This is a genomic window from Bulleidia extructa W1219, assembly GCF_000177375.1.
GTDB lineage: Bacteria > Bacillota_I > Bacilli_A > Erysipelotrichales > Erysipelotrichaceae > Bulleidia > Bulleidia extructa.
Genome location: NZ_ADFR01000002.1, coordinates 354,584 through 370,875, shown reverse-complemented (window position 1 = coordinate 370,875; position 16,292 = coordinate 354,584). Strand labels below are relative to the sequence as shown.

Genomic DNA, 16,292 nt, shown 5'->3' with positions numbered 1-16,292 from the left:
TTATCTTTTCCATATATGCGTTCTACGCACAAAATATCCTTTCTTCTTGAATTCTTCAAAAGCCGTTTGAACAAGTTCCTGTGATTTTGTAATCCCAAAGACCGTTGATCCTGACCCACTCATTAAAGCAGCATCAAAACCCAATTTTAAAATAGCTTCTTTCACTTCTTGAATCTTGGGCACCAGACGTATCGCTACCGGTTCTAAATGATTCCCTAGATGATGAACCAATGTGTCATAATCATCATTTCGCAAAGCTTGAACCAGTTTAGAAATATCCAAAGGAACTTTATCTTCTTCTTGTATAGAACTAAACGCTTCTTTTGTCGAAATACCTGCTTTCGGTTTTACCAATAAAATCTCAAAATTCGTATGGATATCGATCGGTACTAAGACCTCCCCTTTGCCCTCAACAATGCAAGGTTTATTAAATAAACAAAACGGTACATCCGCTCCCACCAACAAACCTACGTCAATCATTTCTTCTTGACTCATATGCAATTTCATCATTCGATTTAAAATTCGAATCACCGCCGCCGCATCCGCCGAACCGCCAGCCAAACCGGCACGTACCGGAATTTGTTTCTGGAGTTGAATTAAAAACTTATTTTGAAAATGATACCGTTTCCTCAATATGGTTAATGCTTGATACATGGTATTCTTCTGATTCAACGGAATATAGCCTCTATCACAAATCAAAGCATCTTCATCCGACTCCACCACTTCTACCCGATCATAAAAATCAATGGGAACCATGACCATCTTTAAATCATGATAGCCATCCATTCTGGCTGGCCCCACTTCCAAAGCCAAATTGATCTTGGCATACGCTCTATCTTTCATATAGCACCTCAAATAAAGATTGATACTGTAAAACACTTAGACTTTGCGGCCTTTGTCCTGGATCAATTTCACACTTTTGTAAAGCTTTATCAATCTCTTCGTTCGAGAAATTTTTTTGTAAGTTATTACGGATCGTCTTTCTTCTTTGTCCAAAGCAATTTCTGATAAAACCGAAGTATGCCTCTCGATCAAAAGACGGTGTCACTTCTTTTCTTTGAAATTGGATGATAACGGAATCGACTTTAGGGCTTGGATTAAAAGAACGCCCTGGAACTGTGAATAATTTTTTAACCTCATAATAACTCTGTCCTTCCACACTTAACGCCGAATATTCATGATCGTTGACCATGGCATGGAAACGATCTCCTACTTCCTTTTGAACCATAACGGTAATCGTTTCAATTTTTTCTTCCGCAAAGACTTTGAACAACACTGCCGATGTGATGTAATACGGTAAATTGGCACACACCACCACTTTCCCATATTGTTTTTTCCAATCCTCTACTTTTTCATGTAGATCCACCTTTAAGAAATCTTGGAATTGAATGTCCACATTCTCAAAACTCGCAAAATGATCCGTTAAAACTTTCTTTAAACCCAAATCAATTTCATAAGCGATTACTTTCTTAGCTACATAAGCCAACTGTTCCGTTAAACTTCCAATACCAGGTCCTACTTCTAAAACCATACCGTCCGCATTGGCTTCTTCCGCCACTCGTTTCGTAATAACAGGGTCCACTAAAAAATTCTGGCCAAAATTTTTTTTGGCTTTTAATTGATATTGTTCAAGAATTTCTTTCGTTCGAGATGGGGTTGAAATTGCTTTTGCCATGATTTCATAAGCTCCTGTACTTCTTTTCTTTGTATTCCATAATGCTGAAGACGTTTTAAGAAAGTCTTTGCATTCGCTGTTCCAAGATGTAATTGATGACCGACATATTCTCGCCGTTCACTGGCCCATACGTCAGCACTTAAACCCAAATCCAAGAGATCTTCCATGGTCATATCCGATTTTATGTTAGAAAAGGATGTCGCCACATGATGAAGGGATTCTTGTAAGTCTTTTGCTTTCGCATGCTCTACACCAACTTTTTTCGCTGTTTTTGCCTTGTTTTTAGGAATAAACGCTTCCTTAATCATCGGGAAACGTTCTTTAATCTTAAAACGAATCTGATTGCCGGGCGTATCTGGATCTGTAAACACAATAACCCCGGTTTTTTTGATCGCTTCTTCAATTCTTTGAAAAACCGACTCGGGCAAAGAAGTACCACCGGTTTCAATTGTTTCACAATCAAAAATTTCTTTCAAAGTCATGGTGTCGTGTTTTCCTTCCACCACAATCACTTCCTGTATTTTCTCTTTTTCCATTAGCTATAGTATATCAGCTTTCTAATTTCAAAAAATATGACGAATGACCAAATTAACTCAATGCTTTTCTTAAAGGTCCTTATCTTTATATACTTTCCAGCCCTTTAGTTCCAATCAGCACATAAAAGCCACTTCATTGACCATTTGAAGTGGCTTTTATCTGTTTCTAAATCAATCCCTGCGCCATCATGGCTTCAGCTACTTTTTCAAAACCGGCAATATTAGCCCCGATAACCAAGTCTTTAGGATGACCATATCTCTTACTTGCCTGATAAGAAACATCCACAATATTAAACATAATCTCTTTCAGCTTTGCATCCACTTCTTCTTTACTCCAATGAATTCGTTCACTATTTTGACTCATTTCCAAAGCAGATACCGCAACCCCACCGGCATTAGCGGCTTTGGCCGGACCAACTAAGACACCCTGATTTTGCAAATAAGCGATGGCTTCATTCGTAGCCGGCATATTCGCTCCTTCAAAATAAAACCGCGTCCCATTTTGAACCATTTTTTCTGCTTCATGAAGATCCACTTCATTTTGTGTCGCACAAGGAATACAAATATCCGCCTTTACTTCCCAAGGTTTCTTCCCTGCAACAAAAGTACAACCAAATTTTTCGGCATACATCTTCACATTCGCTTTTTGAGAAGCTCTCATTTCTAATAAGAAATTGATTTTTTCCTCCGTTGTGATTCCGTTTGGATCATACACGTAGCCATTATGGCCTGAAATCGTGACCACTTTTGCACCCAACTCAGCTGCTTTTTTACAAACACCCCAAGCCACATTACCATAACCGGATACTGTAATTGTCTTACCCGCCAGTTCAATTCTTTCATGTTCAAAAACTCTTTGGATGTAATACAGAACTCCAAATCCCGTTGCTTCCGGGCGAATCAAAGAACCTCCAAACGTTAATCCTTTCCCCGTCAAAACACCATTATCAAAAGAATCTCGAATTCGTCTGTATTGGCCAAATAAGTAACCTATCTCTCGTCCGCCAACCCCAATATCACCAGCCGGCACATCGGTATTTGGACCAATATGGCGATATAATTCGGTCATAAAAGCTTGACAGAAACGCATAATTTCCGTATTGCTTTTCCCATGAGGATCAAAGTCACTTCCTCCTTTACCTCCACCAATCGGTAAAGTCGTCAAACTGTTTTTAAATACCTGTTCAAATCCCAGAAACTTAAGAACGGAAAGGTTGACCGACGGATGAAATCGTAACCCTCCTTTATAAGGACCAAGCGCTCCATTAAACTGAATTCGATACCCGCGGTTCACCTGAATTTCTCCCGCATCATCTGTCCAAACCACTCGGAACATAATTTGCCTCTCGGGTTCAATCAAACGCTCCAACAAAGCCGCTTTTTCATATTCAGGATGGGCCTCGATCACAGGTTCAATGCTATTCAAAACTTCTGTAACAGATTGCAGAAATTCCGGTTGATGTTGATTTTTTTCGGTTGCGTTTTCAATCACACGACGTACATAGATATTCATAATAGCCCCTTTTCTTTACGAATACTTATTCTACACCAATCAAAAATGATTACCAACCTGCTTTTATAAAATCTTATGCCTAATTAACACTATCTTCGTCAACAAAACGATATCCTCACATATGATTATTAAGTACTCCTGCCTATAATTTTATAGTATCTAATGACAAAAAATTCATCCAATTATGATGAATTTGCTCAGCCATTTCTTCTAGAGAAACATTTCGGACTTCCGCCATTTTTTCAACAATCATTGGAATGTAGCTTGGTTCATTACGATGACCACGATGAGGAACCGGGGCCATATAAGGAGAATCCGTTTCACTTAACAAATAGCGGATATCCATTCCCTTGACCACTTCTACAGCATGTCTTGCGTTTTTAAACGTTATAGCTCCCCCGATGGCGGTATAAAAGCCCAGTTTGTGAAATTCTTTGGCCATTTCTAAAGACCCCGGGAAGCAATGGACCAAACCACGGCCACCATGAGCTTTCATGATATCAAACGTATCCTGCATCGCATCCCGACTATGCACTAAATACGGCTTATTCAAGGATTTCGCCAATTCAATTTGTTTCACAAACAAAAGTTTTTGTTTACGACGGAGCTCTACATCCCTCACCCAATGGTATTCCAAGCCAATCTCTCCTATGGCAGCAATTTCAGGTTTTGCACATAACTCACAAAACTCTTTCCAATAGGCCTCATTGTCCTTATCCAAATCTTCCGGAAAAATACCGGCCGCAATCAAGAAGGGATTCCCATGTGCTTGATTAAAAGCAATTGCTTTTTTTGTTTCTGCATGATCCAAGGTAATGACCATTAAATCTTTCACGCCTTGATCCAAAGCTCTTTGTAAAACAGATTCTCTATCCTCTTCAAATTCTTCCACCATTAAATGAAAATGACTGTCTAAAAATCTCATCTTATTTACCTAAACAGAAGCGAGAAAAGATCTCATCTAATAAACCCTCTCGACTTCTACCTCCACTCATCTCTTTTAAACAATTCCAGCTTTCTTGTAAATCCAATGTCACTAAATCCAATTCCATCCCCGCTTCCAAAGATGCAATCGCTTGATCCATTGCTCCTAAAGCCGCTTTTGCCAAACCAATTTGACGATCATTCGCTAAAGTATCTCCACTAGCCGCCAACACTTCTTGTTGGAATAAGGCTTCCAGTTTTTCTTTCAAGGCCTCAATTTGACCGGTAGAAGCACTAATTTGGACGCCTGAATACTTAGATCCCAAATCTTTCTTATTATAAATGATGATTCTGGTTTTATCCTTTGTTTGTTCCAAAAGTTCTTGATCTTCGATAGTCAACTCTTGTGAGCCATCCATGACCAATAAAATCAATTGAGCCTTTTCTATCATCTTCTTTGATTTTTCAATCCCCATTTGTTCAATTCGATCGTTACTATCCCGGATTCCGGCAGTATCGATCAAATGCAAAGAGAAAGAACCGATGCGAATATTCCCTTCCACAATATCTCTTGTGGTCCCGGCAATATCAGTCACAATAGCTTTATCCTCTTCCAACAAGGCATTTAACAAAGAACTCTTTCCCACATTCGGACGACCGACAATGACCGTTTGCACGCCACCTTTAACCACTTGCGCCTTTTCAGATTCTAAGACCAGTTTTTCTAATTGTTGACGCCATGCTTTAGCTTTTGGTAGGATATCCGATTCTACTAACATTTCCACATCATCGTATTCAGGATAATCAATGTTTACTTCAATATGAGCAATCATTTGAATCAATTCTTCTTCTAATGGTCGCAAGACTCTTAGTATTGACCCTTTCAGTGTATGAATCGCCGCTTTGGTATTAATTTCATCTTCTGCCACAATTAAATCCTGAATCGCTTCCGCTTGGGATAAATCCATTTTTTCATTTAAGAAAGCTCTTTGTGTAAATTCTCCCCTTTTCGCTAAACGAGCTCCTAAACCTAAAACCAACTGAAGAATCTTATGCGTCAAATAAACCCCGCCATGACAATTTAATTCCACCACATCTTCTCCTGTATACGAATAAGGAGCATGAAATACAGAAATTAAACTATCATCCACTACTTCTTGTTGATCATAGATTTCCGATCGAACCATACGATATCCTTCCATATTTCGCACATCCTTATGGCAAAGTTTTTTGACAATCTCAAAAGTATCCGGTCCGGAAATACGAATAATGGAAACTGCCCCCATCGCATCGGCAGTTGAGATAGCTGCAATAGTATCATGACTCATATTCTTTCCCCCCTAAACTTTGAATCCTGCCATCTCCTTCCGGAGTTAATCCCGTATATTGAATGGATGGATTCGTTTTTAATAGAATGGCCAATAGTCTTCTTCCTTCTGATAAATCTTGACAAGACATGCGAATAGAATCATTGAAAATAAATGTATATTTTCCATGTTGACCTTCTTGAACAACCATGGAACGAATATCTTTCACTAAGACCTCTTGAATCACTCCCTGATGATAGGCTAAGATCCGATATTCTAAAATCCAAGATTGATCCACCATACCGCCTTTTTTATATTCATCAATATTCTCAATCGCTTTTAATTGTTTAGAAATACGAATTTTTCCCAGGTAATAAAAGAACATAAGAATCATCAATAGAACCACCAGCACCATCAACACACCGGTTAGAAATGGTTCTTTTCTTTTGTCCCGAATAAACGCAACCACAAAAATCAAAAAGGTAAATCCTGGCAAAACCAACGAATATTTTAAACTATGCAAAGATTGATAATATTTTTTAATCATACTTAACCTCCTAGAAAAAGCAGGCAACTGCCTGCTTTATTTTACTATAGTTTACTAACTCGAATACGATTTAAAGCTTTTTTTAGAGCTACTTCTGCTCGTCTTAAATCAATATCCTCTCTTTTATGTTGAATTCTCTCTTCTGCTCTATTTTTAGCCTGTTCAGCCCGCGCCAAATCAATTTCTTCTTTTGATTCAATCGCATCGACTAAAATTTCCGCTTTATTTTCCCGGAAATAAAATAGACCTCCTGTGATCGCATATTCCTCTCTTTCACCATCCAACACAGAGCTTAATTTCCCAATCACTAAACTAGCCACTAATGGCATATGATTTGGTAAAATACCTCGTTGTCCCTCTGTCGTTTCAATCGTTAGAATATCTGAATCAAATTCCCGATAGAGTTTTTGTGGTGTGATGATCCGACAATGAATTTTAGCCATTATAAATGCTTAGCCTTTTCTACCACGTCTTCAATGGTTCCCACACTCAAGAAAGCCGCTTCTGGCAAATGATCATACTGACCGTCTAGGATAGCACGGAAACTACGAACTGTATCTTTCACACTAACATACTTACCTGGCAAACCGGAGAATTGTTCTGCCACTGAGAATGGCTGGGATAAGAAGTTACGTACACGACGGGCACGAGCAACCACTTTCTTATCCTCTTCTGATAATTCTTCCATCCCTAAAATAGCGATAATATCTTGTAATTCTTTATATCGTTGTAAAATTTCTTGCACTTGACGAGCCACTTGATAATGTTCCTCTCCAATCACTAATGGATCCAGCATACGAGAAGAAGAACCTAATGGATCCACCGCCGGGTAAATACCCAAAGCCGCAATGGAACGATCTAAAACCAAACGAGCATCTAAATGTGAAAATGTCGTCGCCGGAGCCGGGTCTGTTAAGTCATCGGCAGGCACATAAATAGCTTGCACTGAAGTGATTGACCCTTTATCAGTCGAAGTGATTCTTTCTTGTAATTGCCCCATTTCTGTCGCTAAAGTTGGTTGATATCCCACCGCGGATGGCATACGTCCCAATAAGGCAGATACTTCTGAACCGGCTTGAGTAAAACGGAAAATATTATCAATGAATAAAAGTACTTCCTGCCGTTCTTCATCACGGAAATATTCCGCCATCGTTAGTGCAGTTAACGCCACCCTCATACGTGCCCCAGGAGACTCGTTCATTTGTCCATAAGTTAAAACGGTATTCTTTAAAACCCCCGATTCTTTCATTTCGTGATACATGTCATTCCCTTCACGAGTTCTTTCTCCAACTCCAGCAACGACAGAACGTCCACCATGTTCAATTGCAATATTATGAATCAATTCTTGCATTAAGACGGTTTTTCCAACACCAGCTCCACCAAATAAACCAATCTTACCTCCTTTTGCATAAGGACAAAGTAAATCAATGACCTTAATACCGGTCTCTAAAATATCGGAAGTGGTTCGCTGTTCAGAAAAACTTGGTGCCTCTCGGTGAATAGGTAGCCTTTTATCTGTTTGAATGGAACCTAATCCATCAATGGTTTCACCCAAAACATTGAACATTCTACCCAACACTTCATCACCTACCGGAACCTGGATCGGAGATCCTGTATCTAAGCACTCTAACCCACGTACCAATCCATCCGTAGAAGACATCGCTATACAACGGACAACATCATCCCCAACATGTTGCGCCACTTCTGCCGTCATAAAACCATCTTGATAAGGAATATGAATCGCATTACGAATAGCCGGTAAATGTTCCGAGGCAAATTGTATATCAATGACAGGTCCGATGACCTGTACAATCTTTCCTTTTTCTTGCATTCTTAACACCTTAACTTTCTACACTTGCGCCACCAACAATTTCCGTAATTTCTTGCGTAATCGTTGCTTGGCGTATCTTATTGTATTCAAGCTGTAATTGTTCGGATAACTCATCCGCATTATCGGTTGCCGTCTTCATTGCTACTCTTCGACTTCCCTGTTCCGAAGTCGTGCTTTCTAACCAGTGAGAATATAACAAAGATGCTAACATCATGGGAATCAATGAATTCAACAACACTTCCGGATTTGGTTCAAATAAAGTTTCAACCGTTTGCGTTGTTTGTTTATCCCCTGCAAAAGAGAATGGTAAAATAGTTTCCATCATTGGTTCAAAACGCATCGTATTAACAAATCTGGTATATAAGATCTGAATTTTACCTACTTTTCCCTTTTGAAAATCATAGACGGCTGAATCCAGCAATTTCTTTAATTCATTAAAATCAACATGATCTGATTCAATTCTGGAACGGATTGAATACCCTGCCTCCTTAATCAAACGACGTAAAGAAGAACCAACTAACACAATTTCACTATCCAATGAAACATTTATTTTTAGCTCTTTTAGAACATTCGCATTATAGCCTCCAGCCAGACCCATGTCTGAACAAAACACAAACACAATGGCTTTGTCTTGCTTGGATGTTACCATAAAAGGACTTTCAATCTGTGGACTCTTCACCATGATTTCATTCACAACCGATTGTAAACGAGTCGCATATTCCCGATTACTTTCCATCTTGGAACGTTGACGAAACAGCTTTGCATTGGAAATCATTTCCATTGCCGAAGTAATTTTACGCGTACTTCGGATGGAACGAATGCGTCCTCTAAGAGCTTGCCTAGATGCCGGCATAACTACTTCGCTCCTTTAACTAATAAGAAATCTTCTAAGACGTGTTTCAATCCTTCTTTTAGACGGTTCTTCTGATCATCGTTTAAGTTTCCTGACTGTTCAATTTCATTTAATAAATCCACTTGTTCATCATGGAAATAACGTAAAATTCGATTTTCCAGCTCAGCTATTTCTTCTAAATCCACTTGATCAAATATATTATTTTTAGCCGCAAATAAACTAATCACCTGGTCAATCATAGAATAAGGCTTGTATTGTCCTTGTTTCAAAAGTTCTGTCAAATGAGCTCCATGATTGATGATTTTCTTAGTACTATCATCCAAATCAGACCCAAATTGAGAAAAAGACAACATTTCATTATATTGTGCTAATTCTAATTTTAGAGAAGAAGAAACCATCTTCATAGCCTTAGTTTGAGCGGCTGATCCAACACGAGAAACCGATAAACCTGAATCCACAGCCGGACGAACGCCTGCTGCAAATAAATCCGCTTGTAAGAAAATCTGACCATCCGTAATTGAGATGACATTAGTTGGAATGTAGGCGGAAATATCTCCCGCTTGTGTTTCAATGATTGGCAAAGCGGTCAATGAACCACCTCCCAATTCGTCTGATAACTTCGCTGCTCTTTCTAGAAGACGGGAATGTAAATAGAAGACATCTCCCGGATACGCTTCACGTCCAGGAGGACGACGTAACAATAAGGACATTGTACGATAAGCAACCGCATGTTTGGACAAATCATCATAAATGATCAAGACGTCTTTGCCTTGTTCCATCCATTCCTCACCCATCGCACAACCGGCATAAGGAGCTAAGTATTGCAATGGTGCAGAAGCGCTAGCTCCCTCATTGACCACTGTTGTATACTTTAAAGCATCATTTTCACGAAGTTTTTGAACCAATCGAGCTACCGTACTTTCTTTTTGTCCAATAGCGACATAGATACAATACACATTTTTTCCTTTTTGGTTCAAAATCGTATCCAAAGCAATCGCCGTCTTACCGGTTTCACGATCCCCAATAATCAACTCACGTTGCCCTTTTCCAATCGGGATCATGGAGTCAATGACTTTTAATCCTGTCATTAAAGGTTGAGAGACAGACTTACGGGTCATTACCCCAGGTGCCACACGTTCCACCGGTCTTGTTTTTTCCACTTTGATCGGATCACCACCATCAATAGCTTGCCCTAAAGCATTCACAACACGTCCTAACAAAACATCACCGACCGGTACTTCTACAATTTTCCCTGTCCGGCGAACTTCATCACCTTCTTTAATGGCTCGATCATTACCTAATAAAACAGCCCCTACATGGTCTTCTTCCAAGTTTTGAACCATCCCCATGACTCCATGACCGAAATCCAATAATTCCGAAGACATTGCTTGGCTCATACCTTGAACCATAGCAATTCCATCTCCAACGCTGATGACATAGCCGACATCATTGGACTCTACTTTATTGCCATATTGTTCAATCTCTTGTTTAATGAGTGAACTGATTTCTTCTGGTCGGATATTACTCATCCTCGTACTCCTTTCAATAATCTTTGTTTTAATTGTTCAATCTCGTATTGTGTGGATATATCGATCACTTGATTACCCATTTTCACTTTAATCCCGGCAATTAAGCTTTCATCCACTTCATTACGAAGTAATACTTGGAATCCTGAATTTTGTTCAAGTTTTCCTTTCACTTTTGCGATTTGATCATCTGTCAACAAACGAGCAGAGTATACCACTGCCAATTTGATTTTTAACGCCTCATAAGCCAATTCTTCATACGCCTCTAAACTATCTATCAAATACGGTACTCGCTTACGATCCACAATCAAATGAACAAAATTTAACAGTTCTTTTTGAATCTTATCCTTAAAAAGGCGATTTAAAAAATCATGCTTTTCCTGCCTGTTGATACGAACCGCCATCAGCACTTTGACAAATCCCGCTTCTTTTTCAATCACAGACTTAAGTTCTTGCACTTCTTTCAAAAAAATATCAACACAATTCTTTTCTTTCGCTATGTCAAATAAACTTTGCCCATAGCGCATTGCCAGCTCATGATTCATGGTTATTTCCTTCCACAAATCGAGCAATAGCTTCTTCGTCTATATCCTTTGCGTGTTTTTCACCAACCACTTTCGCTGTTGCACTCAAAGCCACATTCACAATTTCTGCTTTGATCGAGTTTTCCAAATCCCGACGTTCTTTCGCGATTTGTTCACTTGCTCTTGCTTCCCGAATCTTTGCTTCTTGTTCTGCCTGATCTAAAATCAGTTGTCTTTCTTGTTTAGCTTGAACCGTGGCTTTTTCCACCAGTTCTTTCGATTTCAAAGAAGCCTGTTCTAGTTGTTTCTTCGCTAATGCACGGTCAGTTTCTGCTTCTGCTTTTGCAGATTCACCCGCCAATAAGTCGGACTGCAATTTATCAGAACGCTTTTGCAAATAAGTTTGGATAGATTTCCAAAGAAATTTACGCATCAACAAAAATAAAACGAAGGTACTCAGTAATTGTGCGATCATTGTCAATCCATTGGGAAATAATTGACCAACAATATCTACCGACATTCAAATTTCCCCTTAGTAAACCAAAATCAACAAAACAGCCACTAGTAGTCCATAAATAGCACATGTTTCTGATAAAGCAATACCCAAAATCATCGTTGAACGAATCTTTGATTCAGCTTCCGGATTTTTACCAATCGCATCACAAGCGTGAGCTGCAACCGTAGCTTCCCCTAAACCTGTCATAAATCCTGTGAATACAGCAATTCCTGCCCCAATAGCGATTAAACCTTTTTCCATAATATCCTCCTTAATTTTTTTCTGTATCTGGAATTTCATTACCAATCAATACGATAGTCAGTGTAACAAACACAAGCGTCTGGATAAACCCAGCAAATAAATCAAAATATAGATGTAAGAATGGTGCAATCATTGGAGCCATAAAGTTAAAACCGGTATTCGCTCCAAATAAACCCGCGATCGCTTTTGAAAGACCCTGAGTACCCATATACACCAATTGCATCATGATCGAACCGCATGTAATATTACCAAACACACGCAAAGCCATGGATAACATCGTTGAGAACTTACCGATAATATTCATCGGTAACATCACCGGAATCGGTTCAAAAAAACTCTTAAAATAAGCTTTAACACCACTATATTTAAAGATGGTTATTTGAATCAATACCCAAGTAATAAATGACAATAAAACTGTTACTGAAAAATTGGACGTCGGGCTTTCAATACCAAACAAGCCGGAAATATTACTCAAGAAAATATACATCCAAAGTACCAATATATATGGAGTCAGTATCTTCGCTTTTTTCTCACCCAAAGAATTTTTGACAGTATTTAACACCATTGTCACAAAACTAATCACTATTGTCACAAAAATAGATGGCTTTTGCATCGGATCAGCTTGATCAATCTTTTTAGAAGCAAAGACAATCAAAAAGCCAACCACAGCCGTCACAATAGCGATATGAAAAACCGTTGTTTGTATCTGCATACCCCCTCCTTTCTAAATCAATTCCACCAGATAAATACTAATCTTCACACTCAATAAGCCGAAAAAACAAGTGAAAATATTACTTATCTCAGGGAAAACAGCCGAAAAAATCATAGCAGTTGCCATCAATAGATAATTTACTCCAAAATGCGCATTTGTGCCACTTGATGTTTGATTTTCTAAACTTCTCTTAGCAAAACGTTTGGTCGTTTCCAAACAAATTCGAGAAACCAAACAACCAAGAACCCAACCCAGTCCATACTTTGTTCCTAAAAAGATACTTAAACAACCTAATAGACTAAGCCACATCCATCTTTTTTCAATTTCCATAGTTACCATTTTACACTTTTCTTCATTAAAAAAAAGGAAAGATGATTATCTTTAGTCCCTGTCTTCTTTCCTTATATTCACTACTCTTGATCCAAACAGTGTAATAAAGATAAAATTCGATTCAAATCTTCATTATCTTCGTATGAAATACTGATTTTTTTAGGACTTAATTCAACTTTAGTTCCCAACTTACGACTCATTTGGTTTTGAATATCCATAAGCTGTGGATCTTTCTTCACTTTCACATGAATAGGTTTCTTATCTTTCTCTCTTTTGGTACATCGTTTTTCTGCTTCACGAACCGATAACCCTTCCCTGACCATGGCATGAGCCAATTGGATCATTTCATTTTCATCTTGAAGGGCTAATAACGGACGTACATGTCCCACGGTTAACGATTGATTTTTTAATAAAGATTGTACTTCTGCCGGCAACTTTAATAAACGAAGCAAGTTAGCACAATAGGCTCTTGATTTTCCCACTCGCTCAGCTAATTTTTCTTGAGTATAGTGCAATTGATTCATTAAAGTTTGAAAGCCAAGAGCTTCTTCCAAAGGACTTAGATCCTCTCTTTGAATGTTTTCCAACAAAGAAATTTCCATCATTTGTTCATCGCTAAAGTCCACAATAATGACTGGGACTTTTTCCAAATGAGCCATCTTAGCCGCTCTTAATCGCCTCTCTCCAGCTACCAATTGATAATCTGTTCTTCGTTTGATCACCAATAAAGGAGTAAAAATACCGTGTTCTTGAATGGATTGAGCTAAATCTTCTAAGGCTTTTGGATCAAACTCTTTTCTTGGTTGATACGGATTCGGTTGAATTTTATCCACCGGAATTTCATCCTGTCTGGTAGAAACAAAATTTTGTGATCCATTTTCAATTTGGTTCATCAATTCTGAAACATCTGTTCCGAATAAAGAATCCAAGCCACGTCCTAACCCATTTCTTTTTTTATCTGGCATTTTTTCGTCCCCTTTCATTTTGAGCAACGACTTCTTGTGCTAAAGACAAATAAGCCTTAGCTCCTGCACAACTGAAACTATAACTAAAAATATCTTGCCCTCGAGCTGGAGCTTCAGCCAAACGGACATTTCTAGGAATATAGCTTTGATAAACCTTTTCTTTAAAACACTTCCGAACTTCTTGTTGCACTTCAACCGAAAGCTTGGTTGTGGCATCATACATCGTTAGTAAAATACCATCAATGGTCAACTTCGAATTCCAAAGTCGCTGAACCAAACGAATCGTGGCTAATAACTGTGTCAATCCTTCTAGCGCAAAATATTCACATTGTACCGGAATGATTACCGAATCCGCTGCCGTTAAAGCATTCGTATTCAACAACCCTAACGCTGGTGGACAGTCAATAATCACGTAATCATATTGATTTCTAACCACCTCCAATTTGTTTTTAAGAAGCTGTTCACGACCAACATCGTAATTAGCCATATCAATATCTGCTCCACTTAAATCTACAGTTGACGGTAAAACATCCATTGGCGGCATATCCAACGTAATTTTAACCTCGTCTACACTGTCTTCTCGCATCAAGACATCATAAACTGTTTTTTGAAAACCGGTTTTACTAGCACCAATTCCATGGGTCGCATTTCCTTGGGGATCAAAGTCCACTAATAAGACTTTTTTCTTAGCATAGGCCAACCCGGCAGCCAAACTCATAGCTGTCGTGGTCTTCCCCACCCCCCCTTTTTGATTGGTTATTGCAATAATCTTTCCCATAAAATCCTTTCCACTATTTCTTCATAGAGATGATGATTTTCACATCTTCTCCCTCTTCAATCACACTAGACGTTAAATCCAAACCCATATTTTTCAACTGTTCTACTTGGTAATTGATGGTATTAATAGCTAATTTGATATTTTTCGCATAGCCTCGTTTAAAATGAATCTTTTTTATTTTCTTTGTTTTACTAATATCGGATAAATAGATTTCACTTTGTCGAACATTCAAGCCATTTTCTACAATATAGTGATAGGCTTCTTTTTGTTGTTCCTGGGGAATTGTCAATAAAGCCCGAGCATGACGTTCTGTAATTTTATTATCAATCACACCCTGCTGGATTTCTTCCGGTAAGTTCAATAAACGAATCTTATTTGCTACAGACGACTGGCTTTTCCCGATTTTATGAGCCACTTGTTCCTGGGTCAAAGAAGATTGACGCATCAATTCCACATAACTCTTAGCCTCTTCCACTGCACTCAGATTTTCTCGTTGCACATTTTCAACCAATGCCATTTGAGCCGCCTGCTCTTCAGTTGGTGTCATCACAAAACCCGGAATAGTTCGATAGCCCAATTTTTCGCAAGCCCGAAACCGCCTTTCTCCCGCTATAATTTCATAATGATTACCTGTATAACGAACTGTAATTGGTTGAATCAGTCCGGTTTCTTTAATAGATTGAGCTAATTCTTCTAAGGCTTCTTGATCAAAATGAAGGCGTGGTTGATATCGGGAAGGAACCACCTTATCCACTGGAAGTTGGATAATTCGTGATTCATCTTTCTTTTCAAATAAGTCAAAAATAGTTGCCATACTTCCTCCTATAATGGTTTCTTCTTCATTTGGCTATAATTCCTTGGATACTTTTGATCCGTTGGCTTTATTTTTTGAAACAATAGATTAACCCTTCTCTCATCTTGGCCAATCGTCTCTTCCTGTTCCTCAATCAGTCGCACATGTAATCTTTGCAACGCATTTTTTGCGCTTTCTAGTTCTTGATGCCCTTGTTTACCTTTCAAAGGGAAAAAATATCCGTTGACCTTGATCAAGGGAATACACAATTCCGACAACAAAGGTAAATTCGATACTGCTCTTGCGGTCACCCCATCAAATTCTTCCCGATGCAGTTTGGCATAATCTTCGGCTCGTTCGTTCACTACTTTGATTTTTTCCAATTGCAATTCATTGATCACATGCCGCAAAAACTGGCATCTTTTTCCCGTCGGTTCAATCAATGTCATTTCTAATTCCGGTTTCATGATTTTCCAAACCAACCCCGGAAATCCCGCCCCCGAGCCAACATCCGCCCAGTGCCCTTGAATCACAGAATGATGTAAAGGAAGAATACAGTCTAAAAAATGTTTTTCTATGATTTCCTTTTCTTCTGTGATTGCCGTTAAATTCATCCGCTCATTCCATTCTTGTAATAAAGAAGCGTATCTTTGAAATGATTCGATTGGGCAATACAACCCCATCTTTTGACAATGTTGACTTAGTTCTTGATAGTTCATTT

Annotated in this window: 20 protein-coding genes; all 20 read right to left on the bottom strand. The window is 38.7% G+C overall.

The genetic code is table 11. From position 1 onward, the window contains the following. Nucleotides 1-843: a 4-(cytidine 5'-diphospho)-2-C-methyl-D-erythritol kinase gene (locus HMPREF9013_RS02380; RefSeq protein ID WP_006626778.1), complete on the bottom strand. Its 843-nt coding sequence runs from the start codon at nt 841-843 to the stop codon at nt 1-3. After that, entirely contained in the window at nt 833-1,675 is an 843-nt protein-coding gene (gene rsmA, locus HMPREF9013_RS02375; protein WP_040333252.1) for a 16S rRNA (adenine(1518)-N(6)/adenine(1519)-N(6))-dimethyltransferase RsmA, read from the bottom strand. The genes HMPREF9013_RS02380 and rsmA overlap by 11 nt, the downstream gene beginning before the upstream one ends. Then, nucleotides 1,615-2,211, bottom strand: coding sequence for a ribonuclease M5 (gene rnmV, locus HMPREF9013_RS02370; protein WP_006626776.1), 597 nt, complete (start codon nt 2,209-2,211; stop codon nt 1,615-1,617). Before rnmV ends, rsmA begins: the two co-directional genes overlap by 61 nt. Nucleotides 2,212-2,377: 166 nt before the next feature. After that, a complete protein-coding gene (gdhA, locus tag HMPREF9013_RS02365) occupies nt 2,378-3,724 on the bottom strand; it encodes an NADP-specific glutamate dehydrogenase (RefSeq protein WP_006626775.1) in 1,347 nt (448 codons plus the stop codon). 142 nt (nt 3,725-3,866) lie between these two features. Continuing rightward, nucleotides 3,867-4,649 carry a TatD family hydrolase gene (locus HMPREF9013_RS02360; RefSeq protein ID WP_006626774.1) on the bottom strand — a complete coding sequence of 261 codons (783 nt, stop codon included), beginning with the start codon at nt 4,647-4,649 and terminating at the stop codon, nt 3,867-3,869. 1 nt (nt 4,650) lies between these two features. Continuing rightward, the gene (gene mnmE / locus HMPREF9013_RS02355) at nt 4,651-5,976 is read right to left on the bottom strand and encodes a tRNA uridine-5-carboxymethylaminomethyl(34) synthesis GTPase MnmE (protein ID WP_006626773.1); all 1,326 of its coding nucleotides are present in this window, start codon (nt 5,974-5,976) and stop codon (nt 4,651-4,653) included. Next, complete coding sequence (locus HMPREF9013_RS02350; protein WP_006626772.1) at nt 5,966-6,502, bottom strand: hypothetical protein; 537 nt, start codon at nt 6,500-6,502, stop codon at nt 5,966-5,968. Before HMPREF9013_RS02350 ends, mnmE begins: the two co-directional genes overlap by 11 nt. A gap of 44 nt (nt 6,503-6,546) precedes the next feature. After that, nucleotides 6,547-6,945 carry an ATP synthase F1 subunit epsilon gene (gene atpC, locus HMPREF9013_RS02345; protein WP_006626771.1) on the bottom strand — a complete coding sequence of 133 codons (399 nt, stop codon included), beginning with the start codon at nt 6,943-6,945 and terminating at the stop codon, nt 6,547-6,549. After that, complete coding sequence (atpD, locus tag HMPREF9013_RS02340; RefSeq protein ID WP_006626770.1) at nt 6,945-8,333, bottom strand: F0F1 ATP synthase subunit beta; 1,389 nt, start codon at nt 8,331-8,333, stop codon at nt 6,945-6,947. Before atpD ends, atpC begins: the two co-directional genes overlap by 1 nt. Before the next feature lie 10 nt (nt 8,334-8,343). Beyond that, nucleotides 8,344-9,186: an ATP synthase F1 subunit gamma gene (gene atpG / locus HMPREF9013_RS02335; protein WP_006626769.1), complete on the bottom strand. Its 843-nt coding sequence runs from the start codon at nt 9,184-9,186 to the stop codon at nt 8,344-8,346. A gap of 2 nt (nt 9,187-9,188) precedes the next feature. Further along, on the bottom strand, nt 9,189-10,715 hold the full coding sequence (gene atpA / locus HMPREF9013_RS02330) for a F0F1 ATP synthase subunit alpha (RefSeq protein WP_006626768.1): 1,527 nt from the start codon (nt 10,713-10,715) through the stop codon (nt 9,189-9,191). After that, nucleotides 10,712-11,257 (bottom strand): ATP synthase F1 subunit delta, encoded by a 546-nt coding sequence (atpH, locus tag HMPREF9013_RS02325; RefSeq protein ID WP_040333249.1) that lies wholly within the window; start codon nt 11,255-11,257, stop codon nt 10,712-10,714. The genes atpA and atpH overlap by 4 nt, the downstream gene beginning before the upstream one ends. After that, nucleotides 11,247-11,756, bottom strand: a complete 510-nt coding sequence (locus tag HMPREF9013_RS02320; protein ID WP_006626766.1) for an ATP synthase F0 subunit B — start codon at nt 11,754-11,756, stop codon at nt 11,247-11,249. The genes atpH and HMPREF9013_RS02320 overlap by 11 nt, the downstream gene beginning before the upstream one ends. 12 nt (nt 11,757-11,768) lie before the next feature. Further along, nucleotides 11,769-11,993, bottom strand: coding sequence for an ATP synthase subunit C (locus HMPREF9013_RS02315; protein ID WP_006626765.1), 225 nt, complete (start codon nt 11,991-11,993; stop codon nt 11,769-11,771). A gap of 10 nt (nt 11,994-12,003) precedes the next feature. Further along, a complete protein-coding gene (locus HMPREF9013_RS02310) occupies nt 12,004-12,705 on the bottom strand; it encodes a F0F1 ATP synthase subunit A (RefSeq protein ID WP_006626764.1) in 702 nt (233 codons plus the stop codon). A gap of 12 nt (nt 12,706-12,717) precedes the next feature. Then, nucleotides 12,718-13,035, bottom strand: a complete 318-nt coding sequence (locus HMPREF9013_RS02305) for a hypothetical protein (RefSeq protein ID WP_156780619.1) — start codon at nt 13,033-13,035, stop codon at nt 12,718-12,720. Nucleotides 13,036-13,115: 80 nt separating this feature from the next. Further along, nucleotides 13,116-14,000: a ParB/RepB/Spo0J family partition protein gene (locus tag HMPREF9013_RS02300; protein ID WP_006626762.1), complete on the bottom strand. Its 885-nt coding sequence runs from the start codon at nt 13,998-14,000 to the stop codon at nt 13,116-13,118. Continuing rightward, nucleotides 13,990-14,778: a ParA family protein gene (locus HMPREF9013_RS02295; RefSeq protein WP_006626761.1), complete on the bottom strand. Its 789-nt coding sequence runs from the start codon at nt 14,776-14,778 to the stop codon at nt 13,990-13,992. Before HMPREF9013_RS02295 ends, HMPREF9013_RS02300 begins: the two co-directional genes overlap by 11 nt. 13 nt (nt 14,779-14,791) lie before the next feature. Continuing rightward, nucleotides 14,792-15,592, bottom strand: a complete 801-nt coding sequence (locus HMPREF9013_RS02290; protein WP_006626760.1) for a ParB/RepB/Spo0J family partition protein — start codon at nt 15,590-15,592, stop codon at nt 14,792-14,794. Nucleotides 15,593-15,600: 8 nt separating this feature from the next. Next, nucleotides 15,601-16,290 carry a 16S rRNA (guanine(527)-N(7))-methyltransferase RsmG gene (gene rsmG / locus HMPREF9013_RS02285; protein ID WP_006626759.1) on the bottom strand — a complete coding sequence of 230 codons (690 nt, stop codon included), beginning with the start codon at nt 16,288-16,290 and terminating at the stop codon, nt 15,601-15,603. Nucleotides 16,291-16,292 lie beyond the last annotated feature (2 nt).

What these genes read in the sequence shown, in the direction of transcription:
- HMPREF9013_RS02380 (WP_006626778.1), bottom strand. Translation starts at nt 843, where the DNA reads ATGAAAGATAGAGCGTATGCCAAGATCAATTTGGCTTTGGAAGTGGGG.
- rsmA (WP_040333252.1), bottom strand. Translation starts at nt 1,675, where the DNA reads ATGGCAAAAGCAATTTCAACCCCATCTCGAACGAAAGAAATTCTTGAA.
- rnmV (WP_006626776.1), bottom strand. Translation starts at nt 2,211, where the DNA reads ATGGAAAAAGAGAAAATACAGGAAGTGATTGTGGTGGAAGGAAAACAC.
- gdhA (WP_006626775.1), bottom strand. Translation starts at nt 3,724, where the DNA reads ATGAATATCTATGTACGTCGTGTGATTGAAAACGCAACCGAAAAAAAT.
- HMPREF9013_RS02360 (WP_006626774.1), bottom strand. Translation starts at nt 4,649, where the DNA reads ATGAGATTTTTAGACAGTCATTTTCATTTAATGGTGGAAGAATTTGAA.
- mnmE (WP_006626773.1), bottom strand. Translation starts at nt 5,976, where the DNA reads ATGAGTCATGATACTATTGCAGCTATCTCAACTGCCGATGCGATGGGG.
- HMPREF9013_RS02350 (WP_006626772.1), bottom strand. Translation starts at nt 6,502, where the DNA reads ATGATTAAAAAATATTATCAATCTTTGCATAGTTTAAAATATTCGTTG.
- atpC (WP_006626771.1), bottom strand. Translation starts at nt 6,945, where the DNA reads ATGGCTAAAATTCATTGTCGGATCATCACACCACAAAAACTCTATCGG.
- atpD (WP_006626770.1), bottom strand. Translation starts at nt 8,333, where the DNA reads ATGCAAGAAAAAGGAAAGATTGTACAGGTCATCGGACCTGTCATTGAT.
- atpG (WP_006626769.1), bottom strand. Translation starts at nt 9,186, where the DNA reads ATGCCGGCATCTAGGCAAGCTCTTAGAGGACGCATTCGTTCCATCCGA.
- atpA (WP_006626768.1), bottom strand. Translation starts at nt 10,715, where the DNA reads ATGAGTAATATCCGACCAGAAGAAATCAGTTCACTCATTAAACAAGAG.
- atpH (WP_040333249.1), bottom strand. Translation starts at nt 11,257, where the DNA reads ATGAATCATGAGCTGGCAATGCGCTATGGGCAAAGTTTATTTGACATA.
- HMPREF9013_RS02320 (WP_006626766.1), bottom strand. Translation starts at nt 11,756, where the DNA reads ATGTCGGTAGATATTGTTGGTCAATTATTTCCCAATGGATTGACAATG.
- HMPREF9013_RS02315 (WP_006626765.1), bottom strand. Translation starts at nt 11,993, where the DNA reads ATGGAAAAAGGTTTAATCGCTATTGGGGCAGGAATTGCTGTATTCACA.
- HMPREF9013_RS02310 (WP_006626764.1), bottom strand. Translation starts at nt 12,705, where the DNA reads ATGCAGATACAAACAACGGTTTTTCATATCGCTATTGTGACGGCTGTG.
- HMPREF9013_RS02305 (WP_156780619.1), bottom strand. Translation starts at nt 13,035, where the DNA reads ATGGAAATTGAAAAAAGATGGATGTGGCTTAGTCTATTAGGTTGTTTA.
- HMPREF9013_RS02300 (WP_006626762.1), bottom strand. Translation starts at nt 14,000, where the DNA reads ATGCCAGATAAAAAAAGAAATGGGTTAGGACGTGGCTTGGATTCTTTA.
- HMPREF9013_RS02295 (WP_006626761.1), bottom strand. Translation starts at nt 14,778, where the DNA reads ATGGGAAAGATTATTGCAATAACCAATCAAAAAGGGGGGGTGGGGAAG.
- HMPREF9013_RS02290 (WP_006626760.1), bottom strand. Translation starts at nt 15,592, where the DNA reads ATGGCAACTATTTTTGACTTATTTGAAAAGAAAGATGAATCACGAATT.
- rsmG (WP_006626759.1), bottom strand. Translation starts at nt 16,290, where the DNA reads ATGAACTATCAAGAACTAAGTCAACATTGTCAAAAGATGGGGTTGTAT.